This is a genomic window from Paenarthrobacter sp. 10L412, from assembly GCF_056395565.1.
This window is the reverse complement of record NZ_JBFTJT010000004.1, coordinates 111,286-129,839: the sequence shown is the minus strand read 5'-3', so window position 1 is coordinate 129,839 and position 18,554 is coordinate 111,286. Positions and strand designations below refer to the sequence as shown.

The following is an 18,554-nucleotide window of genomic DNA, read 5'->3' as shown; positions in this document are numbered from 1 at the left end:
GGAGAGCGCAGCTAGACTCGGGGGCATGCCTTCGAATGCCTCCGCAGCAGTTGACCACATCCAGGACCTCGGCGCGTATGTTTCGGCTTCGCCGTCCAGCTTCCATGCAGTGCACGAGGCGGGTCGCCGGCTTGATAGCGCTGGCTTCACCTCACTGGATGAACTGCAGCCGTGGGATGGTGGCGCAGGTAAGTTCTATGTCATCCGTGATGGCGCCCTGATCGCGTGGGTTACTCCCGAAAATGCAGGGCCAACCACAGGCTTCAATATCCTGGGCGCCCACACGGACTCCCCCTCCTTCAAACTGAAGCCGAAGCCCACCGCCGGCAAGTTCGGTTGGCTGCAGGCCGGCGTCGAGGTGTACGGAGGGCCGCTCCTTAACTCCTGGCTTGACCGCGAGCTGCAACTGGCCGGCCGCCTGGTGCTACGCGACGGCACGCAGCACTTGACTGCAACCGGCCCGCTCCTGCGCTTTCCGCAATTGGCTATCCACCTGGATCGTGGGGTCAATGACAATGGCCTCGTTCTGTCCAAGCAGCAGCACATGAATCCAATTTTCGGGCTGGGTGATCCGGCCAACGAAGATCTTTTGGGCCTGCTTGCCCAGCGAATCGAGGGCGCCGCCGTTGATCCAGCAGACATCGGGGGTTACGACGTCGTGGTGGCGGACACGCAGGCGCCCGCGGTTTTCGGCGCCAAGGGTGAGTTCTTCGCCTCCGGTCGCTTGGACAACCTTTCTTCGACCCACGCTGGCTTGGTGGCATTGATCGAACATGCGAAAGCGGGGCAGCAAGACGGCCCGATCGCTGTCCTCGCCGCATTCGACCATGAAGAGATCGGTTCCAACTCGCGCTCCGGTGCCTGCGGACCCATCCTTGAGGACATTCTGACCCGAATCTCTGACGGTCTTGGCGCTTCGGTGAGCCAGCGGCGGCAGTCCTTGGCGGCGTCGTTCTGTGTCTCGGCGGATGCCGGCCACGCCGTCCACCCGAACTACGCCGAGAGACATGATCCCGTAAATCGTCCCGTACTCAACGGTGGGCCGCTGTTGAAGATCAACGCCAACCAGCGCTACGCCACCGACGCGACGGGAGCTGCGCTGTGGGCGCGTATGTGCAAGGACGCTAATGTGCCGTATCAGGAATATGTCTCCAACAATGACCTTCCTTGCGGCTCGACCATCGGTCCCCTTACAGCGACGCGGTTGGGTATAAGGACAGTTGACGTGGGCATCCCCCTGCTGTCCATGCATTCGGCGCGGGAGTTGTGCGGCGTGGAGGACCCGCTCCGCTTGGCTTCTGTGGCGGAGCTGTTCTTCCGGACCGACGTCTAAATTCCCGAAGGAGGCTAGGAAGCCTTAAGGACTCATTTCAAGGGCGTTTCAAATGTTTCCCCCAGGAAACTTTTGATGTTTATAATCATACTTTTTGTGCATGCTTCCTTTTTTGAGATCGGCAAAATGTACACTCGCACAGGATTTTGACCTTCGCGGATGGCTAGTGTGGAAAAGCCATGTGGCCCGCTGCACATCAACTCGGGCCCCTCTCCAAAGACACTAAGGACGGCGCCGACCCATGCACGCTGACCAACAGCTTTCAAAGTCCCTGAAGCCACGACACCTCTCCATGATCGCCATCGCCGGCGTGATTGGTGCCGGGCTCTTTGTGGGCTCCGGCGCCGCCATCCAACAGGCTGGTCCGGGCATCCTTGTCGCCTATCTGGCCGCCGGCCTGGTGGTCATCCTCGTCATGCGGATGCTTGGCGAGATGGCCGCGGCCAACCCGGAGACAGGCTCCTTCTCCACCTACGCGGACAAGGCGTTGGGCCGCTGGGCCGGGTTCAGCATCGGCTGGCTCTACGCGTGGTTCTGGATCATCGTGCTCGGCATCGAGGCCACCGCCGGCGCTGCCATCATGCATCGCTGGGTGCCGGGCGTCGACCAATGGGTTTGGGCACTGGTTCTCATGGTGCTTCTGACGGTTACCAACCTTGGCTCCGTGAAGTCGTACGGCGAGTTCGAATTCTGGTTCGCATCCATCAAGGTGGCCGCAATCGTCATCTTCCTGCTCGCAGGCATTGCCGCGATCCTTGGCCTGATCCCGGGCGTTTCCGCTCCGGGCGTCGCCAACCTCCTGGATCAGGGCGGTTTCATGCCCAACGGTCCCGGCGCCGTCCTGGCTGGCATCCTCGTAGTGGTCTTCTCGTTCTTCGGTGCCGAGATTGCCACCATCGCCGCGGGCGAGTCCGAAAACCCTGTGGACGCCGTCAAGAAGGCCGTGAAGTCCACCGTATGGCGCATCTTGATCTTCTACATCGGCTCCATTGCCATTGTGGTCACGCTCCTGCCGTGGAACAGCGCTTCAGTTGCCAAAAGCCCGTACGTTGCCGTGATCGAGCTTTACGGAATCCCAGGTGCCGGCACCATCATGGACATCGTGGTCCTCACATCGGTTCTCTCCTGCCTGAACTCGGGCCTGTACACAGCAAGCCGCATGCTCTTCTCGCTCTCGCAGCGTGGCGACGCCCCGAAATCCTGGATGAAGATTTCCAAGCGCGGCGTGCCTGCGGCAGCAGTACTGGCCTCCACCGTGGTCGGGTTCATCACCGTTGGCCTGAACTACGTGGCTCCGGACACCGTGTTCCTGTTCCTCGTCAACACGTCCGGCGCCATCGCCTTGTTCGTCTGGCTGGTCATCGCCAGTTCACAGCTCATCCTCCGCCGCCGGATGGGCGCGGCCGCCAAGGACCTCGACCTCAAGATGTGGTTCTTCCCGTACCTTACGTGGATCGCGATTGGAAGCATCGTTGCGCTCATCATCGGCATGGTGATCCTTGAGTCCACGCGGGAATCGCTCTTCCTCTCGCTGGCTCTGGCTGCGGTCGTCGTCGCCATCGGCGTATTCCGATACCGCAAGCGCGGGACGCCGTCCGCTCCGGTGGGTGATGGGGAAGCCGAGCGTGTGACGTTGGGTTCCGGTCCGGCGTCGTAAGCGTCCTTTTCGTCCGGGGCAGCCGCCGTCAGCGTTCGACGGCGGCTGCCCCGTTTGTGGTTAAGGCACCTCAACGGGGAGGTACTGGATGGGTCCGGGGCATTTTGCGCCGGTGGTGTCCGGAACACCCGGTATCGCAGGGATGTCGAAGACGGCGTCCCGCTGGCGTTTGCCTGTCTCCTTGACCACAACGCGGACCTTGGCCACCACGCCCGGAGTGGAGGTTGACTGCCCGGCGGGTAGGTACGGAGGCTCCTGAGGGACGAGCCAGCGGCCATCCGTCTGCTGCTGGAGGGGCCGCGGCGTGCAGCCGTCTCCGAAACATGCCTGGACGCGGCTTGGCATCGAGGCTATCTTCAACTCGATCGGCGTTGCGTTGCCAATGGCAGGGCACACACGCGACTTGTCCACCGCGAACCACACCAGTCCGCCGATCGCGGCCACCAGAATGATCGCCGCAACCCAAATCAGCCGGGGCTTCATGGCAAGTAGCCTACGCCTGGGCACGCCGCCGGGAACTGAGCGTCGGGCGGTATGGACTACTGGGCCAGGCCAATGACGAGGTTGATGGTGACGGCCAGGATGACGGTGCCGAACAGGTAGGAAAGCAGACTGTGTTTTAAGGCCTCAAGCCGGATCCTGTGGTTGCCCAGGTTGGTGTCCGAGACCTGATACGTCATGCCCAGGCTGGTGGCCAGGTAGGCGAAATCCGTGTATTGCGGTGGCCGAGCCTGGTTGAAGCTGATGCCACCAACTCCACCACCGGCGTCGGCTTCGGGGCTGTAATAGAGCTCGGCGTAGCGCAGGGTGAAGAGCGTTTGGACCAGCATCCAGGACAGGGCTACGCACGCCAGGGAGAGCGCGGCCGAGTAGAAGCGCGTGTCCGTTCCTTCAGTGTGCGAGTTGACGATCACCGCGGCAGCGGCGGCGATGCTGGCCAGGTTTGCGATAAGGATCAGTACGTCGGTGACCCCACGGGACGGGTCCTCGGAGGTCGCGTGCTGCTGGGTCTCGGCGGGATCCATCCGCGCTATCACCAGCCACACCCAGGCAACATAGATCAGCGCTGCCGTTGCCCAGCCCACGGCCGGGGCATCAACCCAACTGCCTGCGACGCCCGTGACCACGAAGGCTGCGGCGCCGGCTGCCACCATGACAACGAAACGCAACCGGCTGCGCCTGACTCTTACGTTGTTCATGGTCACTAATCACCGATGCCCGTGTTGCTGCGTTTCTTGTCAGCCTGAAGGATGCCATCCCTTACGCCCGAGCGGACCACGAAATAGAGGGCGTAGAGAAAGATCGCGGCGAAAACGACTGTGAGGACCAGGGAGTTCAGTGCATCCATGCCCCCACCCTAGCCCGGGTTCCCCGTTTGATCCGGGACGCAGGAATCCACGAAATGGGCATCCTCGTGTTAGTGTCTTTGTCGCTGTTACGGAGAAAAACGAAACACTGTTTCTTCGAATCACCCTGCGCGGGTGGCGGAATGGCAGACGCGCTAGCTTGAGGTGCTAGTCCTCGAAAGGGGGTGGGGGTTCAAGTCCCCCTCCGCGCACAGGAAACCCCTGGAAGATCGCTGATCTTCCAGGGGTTTTGTCGTTTCCGTCGTGCGCCAGCTTCCCCAAGCGCTCACGTTATCCACATACGGCAACTGGCAGGTTTCGGTCCAGGATCCCCACCGAATAGCTTTGAGTGCAGGAGATGCACTAAGATATTGAAGTCTGTGTTGCGCCCTCCTTCCGAGTCTTCGGCGGGGGAGCGAGCCACAGCATCGCAAATGAACCTCCTGTTACGGAAATACCGTAACCGCTTAGCCCAAAGGAGGTGGGTTCACATATGCGTCCTTACGAATTGATGGTAATCATCGACCCCGAGGTCGAAGAGCGTACCGTAGAGCCGTCGCTTCAGAAGTTCCTCAATGTCATCACCACCGATGGTGGAACCATCGAAAAGGTTGACATCTGGGGCCGTCGCCGTCTGGCATACGACATCAAGAAGAAGTCCGAAGGTATCTACGCAGTGGTGAACTTCACCGCTGAGCCGGCTACCGCCAAGGAACTTGACCGCCAGCTGTCTCTCAACGAGACGATCATGCGCACCAAGATCATCCGCCCCGAAGACCAGAAGGTCGTAGCTGAGTAATCAGCCCCTTCCAGATCTTTACACCGCAGGAACGAACAAGGAGGCAGTAGATGGCAGGCGAAACCACTATTACGGTCATTGGTAATCTCACCAATGACCCGGAGCTGCGGTTCACCCCGTCTGGCTCAGCAGTAGCGAACTTCACCATCGCTTCTACTCCCCGGACCTTTGACCGTCAGTCGAATGAGTGGAAGGACGGGGAAACCCTGTTCCTCCGCGCTTCCGTCTGGCGCGAAGCAGCCGAGAACGTGGCCGAGTCCCTCACCAAGGGCATGCGCGTCATTGTCTCCGGCCGTTTGAAGAGCCGTTCTTACGAAACCAAAGAAGGCGAGAAGCGCACCGTTATCGAGCTTGAGGTCGATGAAATCGGCCCGAGCCTGCGTTACGCAAACGCCAAAGTCAACCGTACCCAGCGCTCCGGTGGCCAGTTCGGCGCCGGAAATGGTGGCCAGGGTGGCTTCGGTGGCGGTAACGCCGGTGGCTTTGGAGGAGGTGCAGCAGCTGGTGCAAGCCAGGGCGGCAACTCCGGTGGAAACTGGGGCGGCAACCAGCCCGCACAGCAGGATGACCCTTGGGCTACGCCCGGTGTCAGCAATGCTGGCGGCTGGGGCAACGGCCCGGATTCCGAACCTCCCTTCTAAACACCAAGAAAAAGTCCGACGCCGGAACCCGCCGGGACTGCCGCAAGGCATCCGGGCGACTACCGCCGTCGAACACCACCATCCCGTGGATCAATATCCACGGGCTCCATAGAAAAGGAGCTCCACGATGGCTAAGGCTGAACTCCGTAAGCCCAAACCAAAGTCCAACCCCTTGAAGGCCGCTGACATCACTGTCATCGACTACAAGGACGTAGCACTGCTGCGCAAGTTCATCTCCGACCGCGGAAAGATCCGCGCTCGTCGCGTTACTGGCGTTACCGTTCAGGAACAGCGCAAGATCGCCCAGGCAATCAAGAACGCCCGCGAAGTTGCTCTGCTGCCTTACTCCGGCGCTGGCCGCGGCTAAGGGAAGGGATTAACTAACATGGCAAAGCTCATTCTGACCCACGAAGTAACCGGTCTCGGTGCTGCTGGCGACGTTGTCGAGGTCAAGGACGGTTACGCACGTAACTTCCTGCTGCCCCGCGGTTTCGCTCTGACCTGGACCAAGGGTGGCGAGAAGCAGGTTGAGTCCATCAAGGCTGCCCGCGCTGCTCGTGCCCACGCTTCTGTTGAAGCTGCACAGGCACAGGCTCAGGCTCTGTCCTCCAAGAAGGTCAAGCTCGAGGTGAAGGCCGGCGAGTCCGGTCGTCTCTTCGGCACGGTCAAGCCTGCTGATGTCGCTGCTGCTGTTGAGGCCGCTGGCCTCGGCGCCATCGACAAGCGCAACGTTGAACTGCCGAACCACATCAAGTCTGTCGGTTCGTACCAGGCCAACGTTCGCCTGCACGAGGATGTTTCCGCTGTTATCGACCTTGAGGTCGTTGCAGGGAAGTAGTCTCTGACTGCTAAGAAGGACCCCTGCCGCCGGTTTCCGGTGGTGGGGGTCCTTTTGCTTATGAGGGCGGTGTGTGGAGCTCCGACATGACGTGTTGGTAGCCCGTCCGGATCATCTCGGCGAGGACCTTACGGTCCACGTCCTCCAGCCTATTGATGTATAAACACGCGGCTCCGGTCTTGTGCTTGCCCAATTCCGGAAGCAGACGGTCGGCGTCGGGGCCGTACGTGAGGCCGTAAAGCGCCAGGTTCGCCTTGCGTGGTGAGAAACCGACGGCGGCAGACTCACCTTCCCGTCCGCTCTCGTATTTGTAGTGGTAGCTGCCGAATCCCACGATTGTAGGCCCCCACATCACGCCTTCCTGGCCAGTGATCCCCTGCATCATCCTCCGCAGTTCCAAGCCATCGGCGCGCCGGCCAGGGTGCTCCACGGAGGACAGGAATTCATCCACGGACATGCTTGTGGGCTGGGTCTTGTTCTCTGCCATGCGCGTAGTCTTGCAGACGCACGACCGGCCAGCCACCCAGTGATAGCCTGCAGCGGTGACTTCAGAATCCTTGCGCATCCGCCCGTTCCACCAGGTTGACGTCTTCTCAGCTCAGCCATATCGGGGCAACCCGTTGGCAGTTGTGGTTGACGCAGAGGGACTGAGCAGCGAGACGATGCAGCACTTTGCTCATTGGACCAACCTCTCAGAGACCACCTTCCTTCTCCCTCCAACAGATCCGCGTGCCGATTATCGTGTGCGCATCTTCACGGGCAGCGAGGAGTTCCCTTTCGCTGGGCACTCAACCCTCGGTTCGGCACACACTTGGCTGCAGGCCGGGGGAGAGCCCAAGGAAGACGGTGTGGTGGTGCAGGAATGTGGCGCAGGTTTGGTCCGGGTGAAGCACGACGCCGGCCGGCTGGCTTTTGCTGCACCACCACTGACCCGCTTCGAGGCAGTGGATGCTGCCGTTCGTTCCCGGCTGGCAGCCGGTCTTAGGCTCCCGGAGGATTCCTTACTGGACGCATCATGGCTGGTGAATGGCCCAGAGTGGGTTGGTGTCCTGCTTGAGTCTGCGGAACAAGTCCTGGCCATCGAACCGGATCTGGTGGCGATGGGTGACCTCAAGGTCGGGGTAATTGGCCCGCACGAGCCCGGTTCCGACGTCGACTTTGAAGTGCGCACGTTCATTCCGGGCGACGCCATGGTGGAAGATCCCGTGACCGGCAGTTTCAACGCGGGTGCAGCGCAGTGGCTGATCGGCAGCGGCCGGGCCCCTGAAGAGTACGTGGCTGCCCAGGGCACGGTACTGGGCAGGGCGGGTCGCATCCATGTGAAGGCCACGGACGGTGACATCTGGATCGGCGGGGCATCGGCTACATGCATCCAGGGCACTGTCCTGTTGTAGCTCCAACCGGCCGGGGGATTGGCGTCCCTTCCGGCGAGCGTTTAGCGTGAGACTTATGTCAGCATCCGATGCTTCCGCGAAGGCCAACGGCAACCCTTTGCTTGTCCTTGGCAAGATCACGTCCATCCTGGACGCCTTTTCCCTATCGAAGCCGGTGCTGCAGCTGAGCGACATTCGCGAGTACACCGGGATGCCGACATCCACGGTGCAGCGTCTCGTCACCAACCTGACGTCCCAAGGATTCCTGGACCGGGAGGGCGACGCGTACCGCATTGGCATGCGGATGGCCTATTGGGCGGCTCCGGCCACCCGTGGCATGGAAGTGGTGGACATCCTCAGCCCGCTGCTCAAGACGTTGCGCGATACTACCGGTGAGACTGCGTGCTTCTTCAAAGCAGAACAGCACTACCGCGTGTGCGTCGCCATGGCAGATACCCGTCACGCGCTCCGCCGCGAGATGCACCTTGGCAAGATCATCCCGCTTCATGCGGGTTCGGCGGGCAGGGTCCTGCTTGCTTGGTCTCCTGAATTGATGGAGGCTGTCCTTCGCGACCCGTTGGAGCCCATTACCGACTACACGATCACGAGCTCCGAGGAATTGGAGATCGCTGTCAAGAAGACTCGGGCCGATGGCTTTGCGATCACTGTAGGGGAGCGGGAAGACGGTGCCTCCGGGCTCTCGGCGCCGGTGTTCGATTCAGCGGCTGCCCTGGTGGGCGCAGTCACCATCAGCGGCCCCACGCTCCGGATGCCGCTGGAAACGTGCCAAGCGTGGGTGGAACCTTTGCTCGCGACTGCCGAACATATGACCAGACTCATTGGTGGGCGGTTCCCGGGGGAGTCGTAAGGACTAATAAGAGCTAACGGTATTAACCAAACGGGCGTACACGCAAGGAGCACATTATGCATTCTGCACGGACTTTTGAATCGATCGCCATTGTTTTCAATCCCAACAGCACGGGTAATGCACCCGAACTGGCTGAGCAATTACAGGTCAAGCTGAAGGACATGCTCCCCTACGCGCCAGAGATCACCCTGCAGCCCACTGAACACGCTGGACATGCTGTGGAGTTGGCCCGGACGGCGGCAGCAAAGGGAGGCGACGTCCTTGTTGTTTCTGTGAGCGGTGATGGTGGCTATAACGAGGTTGTCAACGGAGTGATGCAGGCGGGAAACCCGCAAGCGGTGTGTGCGGTCATGGCCGCGGGCAACGCCAATGACCACCGTCGGATCACGGGAACCAAACCCTTGGACGAAGCTATTGCTGAGGGCCACGTCCGGAAAATTGACCTCCTGAGCATTCACACGGGCCAACCAGAAGGCGAGCCTTTGGAATACGCGCACTCCTACATCGGCTTTGGTCTCACGCCTGTTGTGGCCACCGAACTCGAAAAGGGCAGTAAGGGAGCCCTGACTGAGATGGTCTCCGTCATCAAGACTTTCTCGAAATTCGAACCCTTCGCCATCCGCACATCCGATGGCAAGCGCCGGAAATTCGATAGCCTGGTTTTCGCCAACATCCCCGAAATGGCCAAGTACGCCACGCTCAGTGAGGCCGAAGATCACCCTTCGGACGGCAAATTCGAGGTCATCGTCTTTCCGCACATGCCCAAATGGAGGGTGTTGCTGACTGCCCTCCGCGCAACCACACAAGGCCTGGGCGATCAGCCGAGCGTGAGCAGCTACGAATTCACTACGCTCAAGCCCCTGCCGTACCAGATGGATGGTGAAGTGAAGACGGTGGAAGCCAACGTGAAAGTTAAGGTGGAATGCGCTCCGGCCGCTCTGGCTACGGTGGGCTAAGTACAGCGGGCGCGGTGAGCCTCACCGCGCAGAGATTTGCGTCACGTTTCCCAATGAACACTCACATAGCAAGTATCGGCACGTCACCTGTCATGGCGGACAGGCATCCAGACAAGGCCGCATAGTTATAGTGCGAGGGGAAAATGAAATCTTTATTCAAGTCCCGAACAACAACTGTCCTCCTGGGAGCAATTCTTCTCGGCAGTGCCGGAATCGGAGTTGCCAGCGCTACATCCCAGCCGACGGCCAAGCCCCAAATAGCGCCGCATGCGCCAGCTGTCGTGTTAGGTGACGCCACCTTCGAGAAGAATGCCGCTGGCCAAACGTATGGCCTTCCAACTGAGGTCGATGGGGTTTCCCTTGAACCGGACCTGATTCGGGCGTATGCAACCAACGATCGAATTGGGTATGTCAAGAACGAGGAACGAAAAGTAGCAACTGGCGATCCATCGCTGTTCAAGTCGCCAGAAGAGGCATTGCATTGGCAGGCAAGCCGGGCCAAGGGTCCGGTGAGTATCCCGGTTTACGACCTCGACGGCGTCACCGTCATAGGTGAGTTCGTCTTCTCGGAGGGGACCGTCACGTCGAGCACTGACGAATAGAAACGCCCTAACGAGCGGCTCCACCACAGGCCGCTGTCACGAAGTCGTAGATACGCCCGCGCAACTCATTTGGTGCTGCAATTTTCAGTACGCCATCACGTGCACCCACCGAAATCCTCAGCGGCAACAGCGTTCCCACCTTGTCCTCGGCCACCGCATGCGGGTCGCAACGCGCTGGACGGATCGTCAAGGGCACCTCTTTCGGGGCGGCGCCGGATGATATCGCGATGTCCCGCGGCCAAGGATCCGCGGGGGATTCGGCCAGCAGCGTGGTTCCGTCGATGGAGTTAATCGTGAGCTTTTGCGGTGACTCACCAGGAGTGCTCGCAGGAGTAATGACAAGACGCACGACGGCGGTTCGACCATCCGGGGCCACCTCAAGTTCGGGGTCCAAGACGATGGCAGCTACGGCGGCAGCGTCGGCTGCCAAGCACAGCTCGTCGGCGTTTCGGGGCAGGACGTTGAACGGATCCTGCGCCTCAACCGAGGTTTCTGCGGGTCCCTTAGACGGCTCCGAATATTGAACGATGGCCTTGAGGGGTTCACTAGGCGACTGCCTGCAATGCGGCGCAGGCAAAGTGGCGGGAAGGCTTTTGGGCTGCCGGGGCGGTAGCTCCAGGACGCCGCCTGTTGGCTCCCAGATGATGTCGTTCTCAAACAACGGGGAGTTCAGCCGCGCACCGCTCACGGTAACGGGAGTGTCTGTGGTGTTGGTGAGCTGTATAAGGATGGCTTGCTTGCCGTATTGATCCCGGGATTGATTAACCTCGACGGAGATGGGCTGTGCTTCGGAGTTGATGGGCTGTTCTTTGCGGGGGGAGCCGTCACATGACGCCAGCGGCAGTATGGACATCAGAGCTACGCATGCCGCCCAATAACGCCGCTCCCTGCTCACCATGGCAACAGTGTAGGCGGCCTATGGCGGACAATTTATAAGCATGCTTAGCTTAGTCTCACGACAGATGCCGAAGGCACACAGAAGGGAACTCCATGTCCACCGTTACCCAGCTGTTCAAGTCTTCTGCCGCGGACGTCTGGAACGTCATTGCCGACGGCTGGCTTTACTCCGGGTGGGTTGTCGGCGCCTCAAGGATCCGCGCGGTGGATGACCAGTGGCCCCAGGTCGGTTCCAAACTCCATCACTCCGTGGGAGCCTGGCCGCTCCTCCTCAACGACAGCACCAGCGTCACCGCCGTCGAACCTGGCCGGAGCCTGGAACTCTTAGCCCGTGGCTGGCCCGTAGGTGAAGCAAAGGTCCGCATCACTTTGGAGGACCTGGGTGGCAACCAGTGCCGCGTCTCTATGGCCGAAGACGCGATACGGGGCCCGGGCAAGGTGGTGCCAAAGGTACTTAGGGATCCCATGATCACCGTCCGCAACCGCGAAACTCTGCGTCGCCTGGAGCTGATGGCGGCTGGCGGAGCGGGGAGGCCCAGCTAGAGCCCTGCAACAGCGGGGTAGCTGCGTAGACGAGCCGCCGGCGTCGTGAATTCCTGCTGCGATGGCGGCCGCAATCTCAGCTGCCGTGAAACTGTCCGGAGCCACCAGAATGCTCATGCTCTGGCCAGCGGACTGACCGGATGTGGCGGTAACCGATTCTCCGCGATAGCGATCGCGTTGAGGGCGCTCAGCCTGGCCATTTCGGCGCGGACGGGGACAGTTGCGCTGCCGACATGCGGCAAGAGGACAGTGTTTGGGAGTTCGGCGAGGCCGGGAGCGAGCCTCGGCTCGTCCTCGAACACATCCAAGCCAGCCCCGGCAATAATTCCGTTGCGCAAGGCTTCCACCAGAGCGGCCTCGTCCACCACAGGACCGCGGGCGGTGTTAATGAGGATGGCGCTGGGCTTCATGCGAGCCAACAGGTCTGCATCCACCAAGTACCTGGTCTGCTCATTGAGCGGTACGTGCAAGGAGAGAAAGTCGCTGCGCTCTACCAGCTCGTTCCAAGGAACTTGGCGGACTTTGCCCGCGAATTCACCGAGTTCCTCATCGCTGACGGGACGATCGCTGGGTGGCCGCGGCGCGAAGAGCACCTCCATGCCAAAACCCAGGGCCCGACGAGCCACGGCGCGGGCGATCCTGCCGAATCCGGCAAGCCCAAGTACAGCGCCGGAAACGTCCCGGCCCAGCATGAACTCCGGCTCCCACCCGAGGAACTTTCCCTCTCGCACCAGCTTGTCCGCCTCCACAACCCGTCGGGCGGTTCCGAGAATGAGCAACATGGCAATGTCCGCCGTCGCATCCGTGAGGACGCCGGGCGTATTTCCGACGAGGATGCCGTGCCGGGTGGCGGCATCGATGTCGATGTTGTTGTACCCCACCGCGAAATTGGAGACGCCCTTTACCCGCGCCTCGGTCAGCAGTGGCTCGTCGATGACGTCGCGTAACTGGGTGAGGACCACGTCGTAGTCTCCCGAAGCGCACAGGCTTGAAAGCGTCGCGTAATCAGGCGGCTCGGGAAGGACGGTGACCTGACCGGCGTCGGAAAGCAATTGCAGTCCCGGGTCAGGGATGGCGGTGGTGACAAGGAAATGGTTCCCCATAGTCAGTTGCCCCCTGTGGAGGAAGGGATGACCCAGTCAAAGGCTGCCGCCCTGGAGCGCGCGCCCTGGGCAGCTTTTGAACGGTTGGGTTCGCCCAGCTCTGCCAGCAGCTTTTCGGACAGGACCACAAGTTCCCCAAAAACATCCGGGGTCAGCCATTCGGGACGCGTGGCAAACAGGATGTCCTCGCTGGAGGTGTTGCCACTGGCACCCGGGGCGAAGGGGCAGCCACCCAGGCCTCCCAAAGCGCCGTCCACCATTGCTGCGCCCGCCTGGATTGCCGCGAGCGTGTTGGCCACGCCCAGGCCCCAGGTGTCGTGACCGTGATAGACGATGCGCCGGGCAGGGGATTCATCCCGCACGCGTGTGATCAGGCCGGACACCTGGGCAGGAACGGCCTGCCCCAAGGTGTCGCAGATGACGATGTCCGTAGTGCCTTCCGCCCGGGGATCGTTGGCAATGGCCAGGATGCGCTCCTCCGGAACGTAGCCTTCGAAAGGACAGGTGAAGGACGTCGCGATGCACAACTGAATCTGACCATTCACTGCACGCGCGTACTCAATGGCCTCAGGCAAAGCGGCCAGGCTCTCGTCCGTGGTCCGGCCGATGTTCGCCTTGTTGTGTGAATCCGAAGCAGACAGGCAGTACTGGAAATTCCGCGCGCCTGCAGCTGATGCCTTGGCGACATGGCCGGGTGTCGCTACCCAGATCCAGCACTTTTCGAGTTCCTCCGGCGTGAGGGCCTGGACCACTTCGAGAGTGTTGGCCATGGTGGGAACGAGGTCCGCGCGCGCCATGGATCCGAGCTCGATCGCCGGGACGCCCAGGCGCAGCAGCTCACGGACTGTTTCGATCTTTTGCTCCGTTGGCAGGAGTTTTCCGGTGAGCTGCAGCCCGTCCCGCAAGGTGACGTCCCTCAGGATGACGCTGCCCAAGGTCGTGGCGTGGGTGCTTTCAAAGCCGTTCATGGTCGGAGAGCCTCCTCGCGGCCGGAAGCCGCATCGATTTGGGCAGCATCCAAGTGAAGGAGCCCGCCAAGGATTTCTTCAGTGTTTTCACCGAGGTCCGGTCCCAGGTTGCGGATGGGCAGGGACTGGTCCCCGATCACGGGCACGATGCCCGGGAAACCTACTCCTGGGAGGACCTCCTCGCCAGTGGAAACGTCGAACTTCTGGATCATGTTGCGGGCCGCGTACTGGCTGTCCGTGCTGATGTCTGCGGCTGTGTAGATGGGTCCGGCGGGAACTCCGGCATCCTCCAGGGCGGCCAATGCTTCAGACGCGGTCAGCTGCCCGGTCCACTCGCCGATTGCCTGGTCCAGTTCCTCGCGGCTCGCCCAGCGCCCGGCATTTGTCTGCAACGCTGGGTCCTCAGCCAAGTCCGGCCGGCCGATGGTCTGCATGTAACGCTGGAAAATCGAGTCGCCATTTCCGGCCACCACAATGCTGGCACCGTCCTTACACACGTACGCATTCGAGGGCGCAATGCCTTCCATCCGGCCACCCACGCGCTGCCGGTCCACGCCGTAGGCCTGATAGTCAGGAATCAGTGATTCCATCATGGAGAACATCGCTTCGTGCAGCGCGACGTCGATGATGCGTTCGGCGAGGGGAACAGCGCCGGCCGAGTTCCGGCGTCGTGCTTCACGCTGGTAAAGACTCATCATGGAGCCGAACGCGGCGTAAAGCCCCGCGATCGAGTCTCCGATGGAGACGCCCACGCGCACCGGAGCGCGGTCCGGGTCACCTACCAGGTTGCGGAAACCGCTATAGGCCTCGGCGACGGCGGCAAACCCGGGCCGCTCGGACAATGGCCCTGTCTGTCCAAAGGCAGAGATCCGGGTGACGATGAGGTCCGGATTGGCTTGGTTGAGGACTTCCGGCCCGAGACCCCACTTCTCCAGCGTGCCCGGGCGGAAGTTTTCGAGCAGGATGTCCGATTTGGCAACCAAGCCAAGAACAGCCTGCTTCCCGGCCTCGGTACGGAGATCCAGGACCACGGACTTCTTGTTGCGGTTCAGCGTGCGGTAGAGCATGGAAGTGTTGCCCTTGTGGAGGCGCCAGTTGCGGAGCTCGTCGCCGGTGCCTGGACGCTCGACCTTGATGACTTCGGCGCCGAAATCGCCAAGCAGCCTGCCAGCCGTGGGAGCGGCAATGTAATTGCCGAGTTCGAGGACTCGGACGCCGTCCAACGGGGCGATTGTTTCGTGTGTCATGGTCTTCTCTCGTGCGTGCTTGGTGATGGGACGGTCGGCAGGGCGTTTTAGAACAGCAAGCTCATGGGCAGGATCAGCAGGATCGCGACCACGGAGGCTACTGAAACTCCCACCGTGACCGATTTCAATGCACCCCTCACACTCTGGCCCAAAAGGGACTGCAGGAGCCAGAACGTGTTGCTGGTGACGTGAACCATGAAGAGCGAGCCAGCGCCGGCAGCGAGGGCCAGCAGCACGGGATCAAGTCCAATGGCGGGTGCGATGGGTGCCAGCAGCCCGGCTGCCGTAATGGCGGACAAGGTGACGGAGCCGACGGCGATGTGCAGCACTGCGGCGATGGCCCAGACCACCAGCAGCGGGGCTACGGTGCTCGCTGAGAAGAAGCCACCAAGGATGTCGCCGAGGCCAGCGGCTTTCACGGTGGCTGCCAGGGATCCGCCCACGCCGGTGAGGATCAGGATCTGCCCGCTTTCCTTGAAGCCGACAGCAATGGCCTCTTCAACTTTTTTCTGGCCAATGGACGCCCGGGTTACAAGGCAGGTGCCGATCAGCCCGATGAGAAGGGCGATGACAGGTTCGCCAAGCAGCTGGAGCCAGGGGAGATCGATCTTGAAAATCTGGAGGATGGCGCCCGCGCCGATGAGGATCAGGGAAGTCAGGAGCGGGGCAAAGAGCATGATCAGCGGTTTCTCTTTGCTCTCGCGTTCGGCAACAACCACTGCACCCTTGGCTGGCTGGGTGTTGGAGCCGGCGCCGGAGTTGCTGGCGGTATTTGTTCCGGGGAGGGAGCCGCTTATGGGTTCCTCGCCCTCGCTGTCTTCCTCGGCCACGAAGGTGTGGTCCTCGTCCTTGGCTTCATTCCAGAAACCGCGGCGAAAGAGGAACGTCATGATGGCAATGGAAATGACGATGGTGGGAATCACCAGCAGCAGGCCGAAGAGCAGCATCTTGCCGAGCGGGACGTTGAGGAGGCCGGCCAAAGCCAGCGAAGCCACACCGGGCACGGTAAAGACAATGCCGCATTCCAGTGCGATAGCCATGGCGGTTGCCATGCGTGCCGTCCCCAGTTTTCCGATCTTGGGAGCCAGCTTACGGGCAAGCGGGGCTGAGATAACCAGGAGGACATCCAGGAAGATGGACTGGAGGAGCGTGCCTATCGCCAGACCCATCGTGTACGGCAGGCGCTTTGGGCCGAAGGTCTTGAGGAGATGCTCCACCAGGCGCCGGATAGCACCGCTCTGGTTGAGGATGGAGCCCATCAAAACGCCGAAGGCGATCAGCAGGCCTACATCCACCATGATCTCGCCGAAGCCGGACGTGATGGTCTTGACGGTCTCTTCGACGCCGAGGCCGACGGCCAGGCCCAAGTACACGGAGGCGATGACCAAGGAAATGACGGGATTGACTCTGAAGCGGACGATCAGCACAACGGCGGCGAGGACCGCTACAGCTGTGTTGATCAGAACAGCAATGTCTGACATGGGGAATCCGATCGTTGGGCCTTCCACTTTGAAGGCTTGGAATTGATGCGCGCCGCGTGAGGCAGGCCACATCACTAATCCCATATTATGAGTTTGAACTCATATTGCAAGCCCCCGCGACAAATTATCGTCGCCAAGGCGTGGCGGCGGCGACGGACTGTTGCTCAAGGTGTCCCGCCCGGAGGTCTAAAGAAGGGGACGTGGGCGATTTCACTGCCTTGCCCTTCGTGATGCAACTCCGGCGACTTAGCATGGTCCACAGATACACCAACTGGGGGAGTGTGTAATGGGGCCACTGGAATCGACTCAAGCCAACATGACTGGCGCGGCATCAGCCCGGACAGGGGCGGGGGGCGATTCCCCTTTAGGTCCCGGTTCCCGGGCAGCTTTGCGGGCCAAACGACGGCGGCCTTCCCGGCTGAGGAAACTGGACCTGGCAATCATCCTGGTCCTGGTCATCCTTCTGGCCCTTTCCGCAACTCCCTGGCCGTCCGCCATGTTAATTCGCAGCGTTTTTGAGCGCGGAGCGCAGTCCACCATTGATGAGATGGAACCATACGTCCCGGACACTCCATTGCAGGAGCGCGCCGGTGTCGTTTACAAGCCCGGTTCCGCCTTTGACGTTTTCAGCCCTGCGGGGACCACCGTTGCGCTCCCCACTATTGTTTGGATTCACGGCGGTGCATGGATTTCCGGGGCACAAGGCGATGTGGAACCCTATCTCCGGATTCTTGCGGCTGAGGGATACACGACCATTGGAGTGAGCTACCCGATCGCACCGGAGGCCGTCTATCCCACGGCCGTACGGGACATCAACGATGCCCTTGGTTATATCAAGGCGCACGCCGCTGAATTGAATGTGGACACCACCCGGATTGTCCTGGCCGGCGATTCTGCAGGAGCGCAGTTGGCCAGCCAAATGACCACTCTCACTGTTAACCCCGAGTATGCCAACCTGATGGGGATCGAGCCCGCGCTCCAGAAATCGGACCTTGCCGCCACCATCCTGCATTGCGGTGTGTATGACCTCCGAGCCATGGCGGACCTCAATGGCCTGGTTGCGTGGGGCTTCAAAACCTCGCTGTGGGCATATACGGGAACGAAGGACTGGTCCTCCACATATGCAGGCAGCACCATGTCCACCATTGATTTCGTGACCAAGGATTTCCCGCCGACCTTCATCAGTGGCGGCAATGGCGATGGTCTGACGTGGCTTCAGTCGGTTCCCTACAGCAATCGCCTGAAGGAGGCGGGTGTGCCGGTGACCGAATTGTTTTGGGCTGCGGACCACGACCCCGAACTGCCGCATGAGTACCAGTTCCACTTGAACTTTGCCGAGGCGCGCGATGCCAGGGACAAGACCTTCGACTTCCTGTCCATGCATGCCTCCAGAACGAATTGAGGGAAATACTGTGGACCGCTCGGAAGAACATATCGACGCCGGAGCCTTCTCGCTGCCTGAAGCCATGACTGGCAGGGCAAGCCCCGCGAAGGCGGCAGTTGGCGACAAACCCGTCTTCGCCTACATCGCCAGCCTTCCGCAACCACAGCGTGGCGTCGCCGAAGCCATCGATGCGCTGGCCGCGAGGACACTGCCGGACCTCCAGCGCTCGGTGAAATGGGGCATGGCGTATTACGGCGTTGGCGATGGCTGGTGCTTCAGCTGCGGTGGCTTCGCCGGCCACGTCAAACTCATGTTTATCAATGGCGTGACACTTCAGCCCGTGCCGCCGGTGACGCCCGTGGGAATGGGCAAAGCGACGCGGGGTGTGGAGCTCGAATCCGTGGAGGACATCGACGAAGACCAAATCGCGACGTGGATGAAACAGGTCACGTCCGTCCCAGGTGTTGGAGGCAAGAAGCGGTGATGGATACCCTGCGGGAATAGTTTGTGATGCTCCC

The 18,554-nt window shown here is 61.1% G+C and carries 22 protein-coding genes and 1 tRNA gene; 14 read left to right on the top strand and 9 right to left on the bottom strand.

From position 1 onward, the window contains the following. Positions 1-25 precede the first annotated feature (25 nt). Both AC1DD7_RS05790 and AC1DD7_RS05785 read left to right on the top strand, forming a co-directional pair. Positions 26-1,333 (top strand): M18 family aminopeptidase, encoded by a 1,308-nt coding sequence (locus AC1DD7_RS05790; protein ID WP_477514186.1) that lies wholly within the window; start codon positions 26-28, stop codon positions 1,331-1,333. A 241-nt stretch (positions 1,334-1,574) separates the two neighbouring features. After that, positions 1,575-2,990, top strand: coding sequence for an amino acid permease (locus tag AC1DD7_RS05785; RefSeq protein WP_477514185.1), 1,416 nt, complete (start codon positions 1,575-1,577; stop codon positions 2,988-2,990). Positions 2,991-3,050: 60 nt separating this feature from the next. On the opposite strand, the gene AC1DD7_RS05780 is transcribed toward AC1DD7_RS05785, so the two are convergent. Genes AC1DD7_RS05780 through AC1DD7_RS05770 form a run of 3 tightly spaced genes read right to left on the bottom strand, consistent with a single transcriptional unit; the run spans position 3,051 to position 4,338 of the window. Further along, positions 3,051-3,473 (bottom strand): hypothetical protein, encoded by a 423-nt coding sequence (locus AC1DD7_RS05780; protein ID WP_477514184.1) that lies wholly within the window; start codon positions 3,471-3,473, stop codon positions 3,051-3,053. Between the two features lie 56 nt (positions 3,474-3,529). Then, positions 3,530-4,189, bottom strand: coding sequence for a DUF1345 domain-containing protein (locus tag AC1DD7_RS05775; RefSeq protein WP_477514183.1), 660 nt, complete (start codon positions 4,187-4,189; stop codon positions 3,530-3,532). A gap of 5 nt (positions 4,190-4,194) precedes the next feature. Next, positions 4,195-4,338 carry a hypothetical protein gene (locus AC1DD7_RS05770; RefSeq protein WP_431117312.1) on the bottom strand — a complete coding sequence of 48 codons (144 nt, stop codon included), beginning with the start codon at positions 4,336-4,338 and terminating at the stop codon, positions 4,195-4,197. Between the two features lie 127 nt (positions 4,339-4,465). Here AC1DD7_RS05770 and AC1DD7_RS05765 point away from each other — a divergent pair. From AC1DD7_RS05765 to rplI, 5 genes are all read left to right on the top strand, one after another. Continuing rightward, a tRNA-Leu gene (locus AC1DD7_RS05765) sits at positions 4,466-4,548 on the top strand. 281 nt (positions 4,549-4,829) lie between these two features. Further along, positions 4,830-5,135, top strand: coding sequence for a 30S ribosomal protein S6 (rpsF, locus tag AC1DD7_RS05760; protein ID WP_021473324.1), 306 nt, complete (start codon positions 4,830-4,832; stop codon positions 5,133-5,135). A 50-nt stretch (positions 5,136-5,185) separates the two neighbouring features. Next, positions 5,186-5,776, top strand: coding sequence for a single-stranded DNA-binding protein (locus AC1DD7_RS05755; RefSeq protein ID WP_216924481.1), 591 nt, complete (start codon positions 5,186-5,188; stop codon positions 5,774-5,776). 127 nt (positions 5,777-5,903) lie between these two features. Continuing rightward, positions 5,904-6,143, top strand: coding sequence for a 30S ribosomal protein S18 (gene rpsR / locus AC1DD7_RS05750; protein ID WP_003800144.1), 240 nt, complete (start codon positions 5,904-5,906; stop codon positions 6,141-6,143). An 18-nt stretch (positions 6,144-6,161) separates the two neighbouring features. Beyond that, positions 6,162-6,614: a 50S ribosomal protein L9 gene (gene rplI / locus AC1DD7_RS05745; protein ID WP_223935139.1), complete on the top strand. Its 453-nt coding sequence runs from the start codon at positions 6,162-6,164 to the stop codon at positions 6,612-6,614. A gap of 58 nt (positions 6,615-6,672) precedes the next feature. Here rplI and AC1DD7_RS05740 read toward each other — a convergent pair whose 3' ends face one another. Continuing rightward, on the bottom strand, positions 6,673-7,101 hold the full coding sequence (locus tag AC1DD7_RS05740) for a DUF1801 domain-containing protein (RefSeq protein WP_477514182.1): 429 nt from the start codon (positions 7,099-7,101) through the stop codon (positions 6,673-6,675). A gap of 55 nt (positions 7,102-7,156) precedes the next feature. On the opposite strand from AC1DD7_RS05740, the gene AC1DD7_RS05735 reads away from it, so the two are divergent. From AC1DD7_RS05735 to AC1DD7_RS05720, 4 genes are all read left to right on the top strand, one after another. Beyond that, on the top strand, positions 7,157-8,008 hold the full coding sequence (locus tag AC1DD7_RS05735) for a PhzF family phenazine biosynthesis protein (RefSeq protein ID WP_477514181.1): 852 nt from the start codon (positions 7,157-7,159) through the stop codon (positions 8,006-8,008). Between the two features lie 55 nt (positions 8,009-8,063). Further along, positions 8,064-8,855, top strand: coding sequence for an IclR family transcriptional regulator (locus AC1DD7_RS05730; RefSeq protein ID WP_431117308.1), 792 nt, complete (start codon positions 8,064-8,066; stop codon positions 8,853-8,855). Positions 8,856-8,911: 56 nt separating this feature from the next. Beyond that, positions 8,912-9,811, top strand: coding sequence for a diacylglycerol/lipid kinase family protein (locus AC1DD7_RS05725; RefSeq protein ID WP_477514180.1), 900 nt, complete (start codon positions 8,912-8,914; stop codon positions 9,809-9,811). A 143-nt stretch (positions 9,812-9,954) separates the two neighbouring features. Further along, on the top strand, positions 9,955-10,413 hold the full coding sequence (locus tag AC1DD7_RS05720; RefSeq protein ID WP_477514179.1) for a hypothetical protein: 459 nt from the start codon (positions 9,955-9,957) through the stop codon (positions 10,411-10,413). Positions 10,414-10,420: 7 nt separating this feature from the next. Here the strand turns inward: AC1DD7_RS05720 and AC1DD7_RS05715 are convergent, their stop codons facing one another. Beyond that, entirely contained in the window at positions 10,421-11,311 is an 891-nt protein-coding gene (locus AC1DD7_RS05715) for a putative periplasmic lipoprotein (protein WP_477514178.1), read from the bottom strand. 92 nt (positions 11,312-11,403) lie between these two features. Between AC1DD7_RS05715 and AC1DD7_RS05710 the strand changes: the two genes are divergently transcribed. Beyond that, entirely contained in the window at positions 11,404-11,853 is a 450-nt protein-coding gene (locus AC1DD7_RS05710) for an SRPBCC family protein (protein ID WP_477514177.1), read from the top strand. A gap of 113 nt (positions 11,854-11,966) precedes the next feature. Here AC1DD7_RS05710 and AC1DD7_RS05705 read toward each other — a convergent pair whose 3' ends face one another. From AC1DD7_RS05705 to AC1DD7_RS05690, 4 genes are read right to left on the bottom strand one after another with little or no spacing between them, the layout of a single operon-like run. Then, positions 11,967-12,956 (bottom strand): 2-hydroxyacid dehydrogenase, encoded by a 990-nt coding sequence (locus AC1DD7_RS05705; protein WP_477514176.1) that lies wholly within the window; start codon positions 12,954-12,956, stop codon positions 11,967-11,969. 2 nt (positions 12,957-12,958) lie between these two features. Further along, on the bottom strand, positions 12,959-13,924 hold the full coding sequence (locus AC1DD7_RS05700; RefSeq protein ID WP_477514175.1) for a beta/alpha barrel domain-containing protein: 966 nt from the start codon (positions 13,922-13,924) through the stop codon (positions 12,959-12,961). Continuing rightward, entirely contained in the window at positions 13,921-15,171 is a 1,251-nt protein-coding gene (locus AC1DD7_RS05695; RefSeq protein ID WP_477514174.1) for a CaiB/BaiF CoA transferase family protein, read from the bottom strand. Before AC1DD7_RS05695 ends, AC1DD7_RS05700 begins: the two co-directional genes overlap by 4 nt. 47 nt (positions 15,172-15,218) lie before the next feature. Continuing rightward, entirely contained in the window at positions 15,219-16,652 is a 1,434-nt protein-coding gene (locus AC1DD7_RS05690) for a GntP family permease (RefSeq protein ID WP_477514173.1), read from the bottom strand. 286 nt (positions 16,653-16,938) lie between these two features. Here AC1DD7_RS05690 and AC1DD7_RS05685 point away from each other — a divergent pair, with 286 nt between their 5' ends. Both AC1DD7_RS05685 and AC1DD7_RS05680 read left to right on the top strand, forming a co-directional pair. Then, a complete protein-coding gene (locus AC1DD7_RS05685; protein WP_477514172.1) occupies positions 16,939-18,054 on the top strand; it encodes an alpha/beta hydrolase in 1,116 nt (371 codons plus the stop codon). Continuing rightward, entirely contained in the window at positions 18,035-18,520 is a 486-nt protein-coding gene (locus AC1DD7_RS05680; protein WP_477514171.1) for a DUF1801 domain-containing protein, read from the top strand. Before AC1DD7_RS05685 ends, AC1DD7_RS05680 begins: the two co-directional genes overlap by 20 nt. Positions 18,521-18,554 lie beyond the last annotated feature (34 nt).

Excerpts from the sequence above, each read along its gene's own strand:
- AC1DD7_RS05790 (WP_477514186.1), top strand. The coding sequence starts at position 26 with ATGCCTTCGAATGCCTCCGCAGCAGTTGACCACATCCAGGACCTCGGC.
- AC1DD7_RS05785 (WP_477514185.1), top strand. The coding sequence starts at position 1,575 with ATGCACGCTGACCAACAGCTTTCAAAGTCCCTGAAGCCACGACACCTC.
- AC1DD7_RS05780 (WP_477514184.1), bottom strand. The coding sequence starts at position 3,473 with ATGAAGCCCCGGCTGATTTGGGTTGCGGCGATCATTCTGGTGGCCGCG.
- AC1DD7_RS05775 (WP_477514183.1), bottom strand. The coding sequence starts at position 4,189 with ATGAACAACGTAAGAGTCAGGCGCAGCCGGTTGCGTTTCGTTGTCATG.
- AC1DD7_RS05770 (WP_431117312.1), bottom strand. The coding sequence starts at position 4,338 with ATGGATGCACTGAACTCCCTGGTCCTCACAGTCGTTTTCGCCGCGATC.
- rpsF (WP_021473324.1), top strand. The coding sequence starts at position 4,830 with ATGCGTCCTTACGAATTGATGGTAATCATCGACCCCGAGGTCGAAGAG.
- AC1DD7_RS05755 (WP_216924481.1), top strand. The coding sequence starts at position 5,186 with ATGGCAGGCGAAACCACTATTACGGTCATTGGTAATCTCACCAATGAC.
- rpsR (WP_003800144.1), top strand. The coding sequence starts at position 5,904 with ATGGCTAAGGCTGAACTCCGTAAGCCCAAACCAAAGTCCAACCCCTTG.
- rplI (WP_223935139.1), top strand. The coding sequence starts at position 6,162 with ATGGCAAAGCTCATTCTGACCCACGAAGTAACCGGTCTCGGTGCTGCT.
- AC1DD7_RS05740 (WP_477514182.1), bottom strand. The coding sequence starts at position 7,101 with ATGGCAGAGAACAAGACCCAGCCCACAAGCATGTCCGTGGATGAATTC.
- AC1DD7_RS05730 (WP_431117308.1), top strand. The coding sequence starts at position 8,064 with ATGTCAGCATCCGATGCTTCCGCGAAGGCCAACGGCAACCCTTTGCTT.
- AC1DD7_RS05725 (WP_477514180.1), top strand. The coding sequence starts at position 8,912 with ATGCATTCTGCACGGACTTTTGAATCGATCGCCATTGTTTTCAATCCC.
- AC1DD7_RS05720 (WP_477514179.1), top strand. The coding sequence starts at position 9,955 with ATGAAATCTTTATTCAAGTCCCGAACAACAACTGTCCTCCTGGGAGCA.
- AC1DD7_RS05715 (WP_477514178.1), bottom strand. The coding sequence starts at position 11,311 with ATGGTGAGCAGGGAGCGGCGTTATTGGGCGGCATGCGTAGCTCTGATG.
- AC1DD7_RS05710 (WP_477514177.1), top strand. The coding sequence starts at position 11,404 with ATGTCCACCGTTACCCAGCTGTTCAAGTCTTCTGCCGCGGACGTCTGG.
- AC1DD7_RS05705 (WP_477514176.1), bottom strand. The coding sequence starts at position 12,956 with ATGGGGAACCATTTCCTTGTCACCACCGCCATCCCTGACCCGGGACTG.
- AC1DD7_RS05700 (WP_477514175.1), bottom strand. The coding sequence starts at position 13,924 with ATGAACGGCTTTGAAAGCACCCACGCCACGACCTTGGGCAGCGTCATC.
- AC1DD7_RS05695 (WP_477514174.1), bottom strand. The coding sequence starts at position 15,171 with ATGACACACGAAACAATCGCCCCGTTGGACGGCGTCCGAGTCCTCGAA.
- AC1DD7_RS05690 (WP_477514173.1), bottom strand. The coding sequence starts at position 16,652 with ATGTCAGACATTGCTGTTCTGATCAACACAGCTGTAGCGGTCCTCGCC.
- AC1DD7_RS05685 (WP_477514172.1), top strand. The coding sequence starts at position 16,939 with ATGGGGCCACTGGAATCGACTCAAGCCAACATGACTGGCGCGGCATCA.
- AC1DD7_RS05680 (WP_477514171.1), top strand. The coding sequence starts at position 18,035 with ATGCCTCCAGAACGAATTGAGGGAAATACTGTGGACCGCTCGGAAGAA.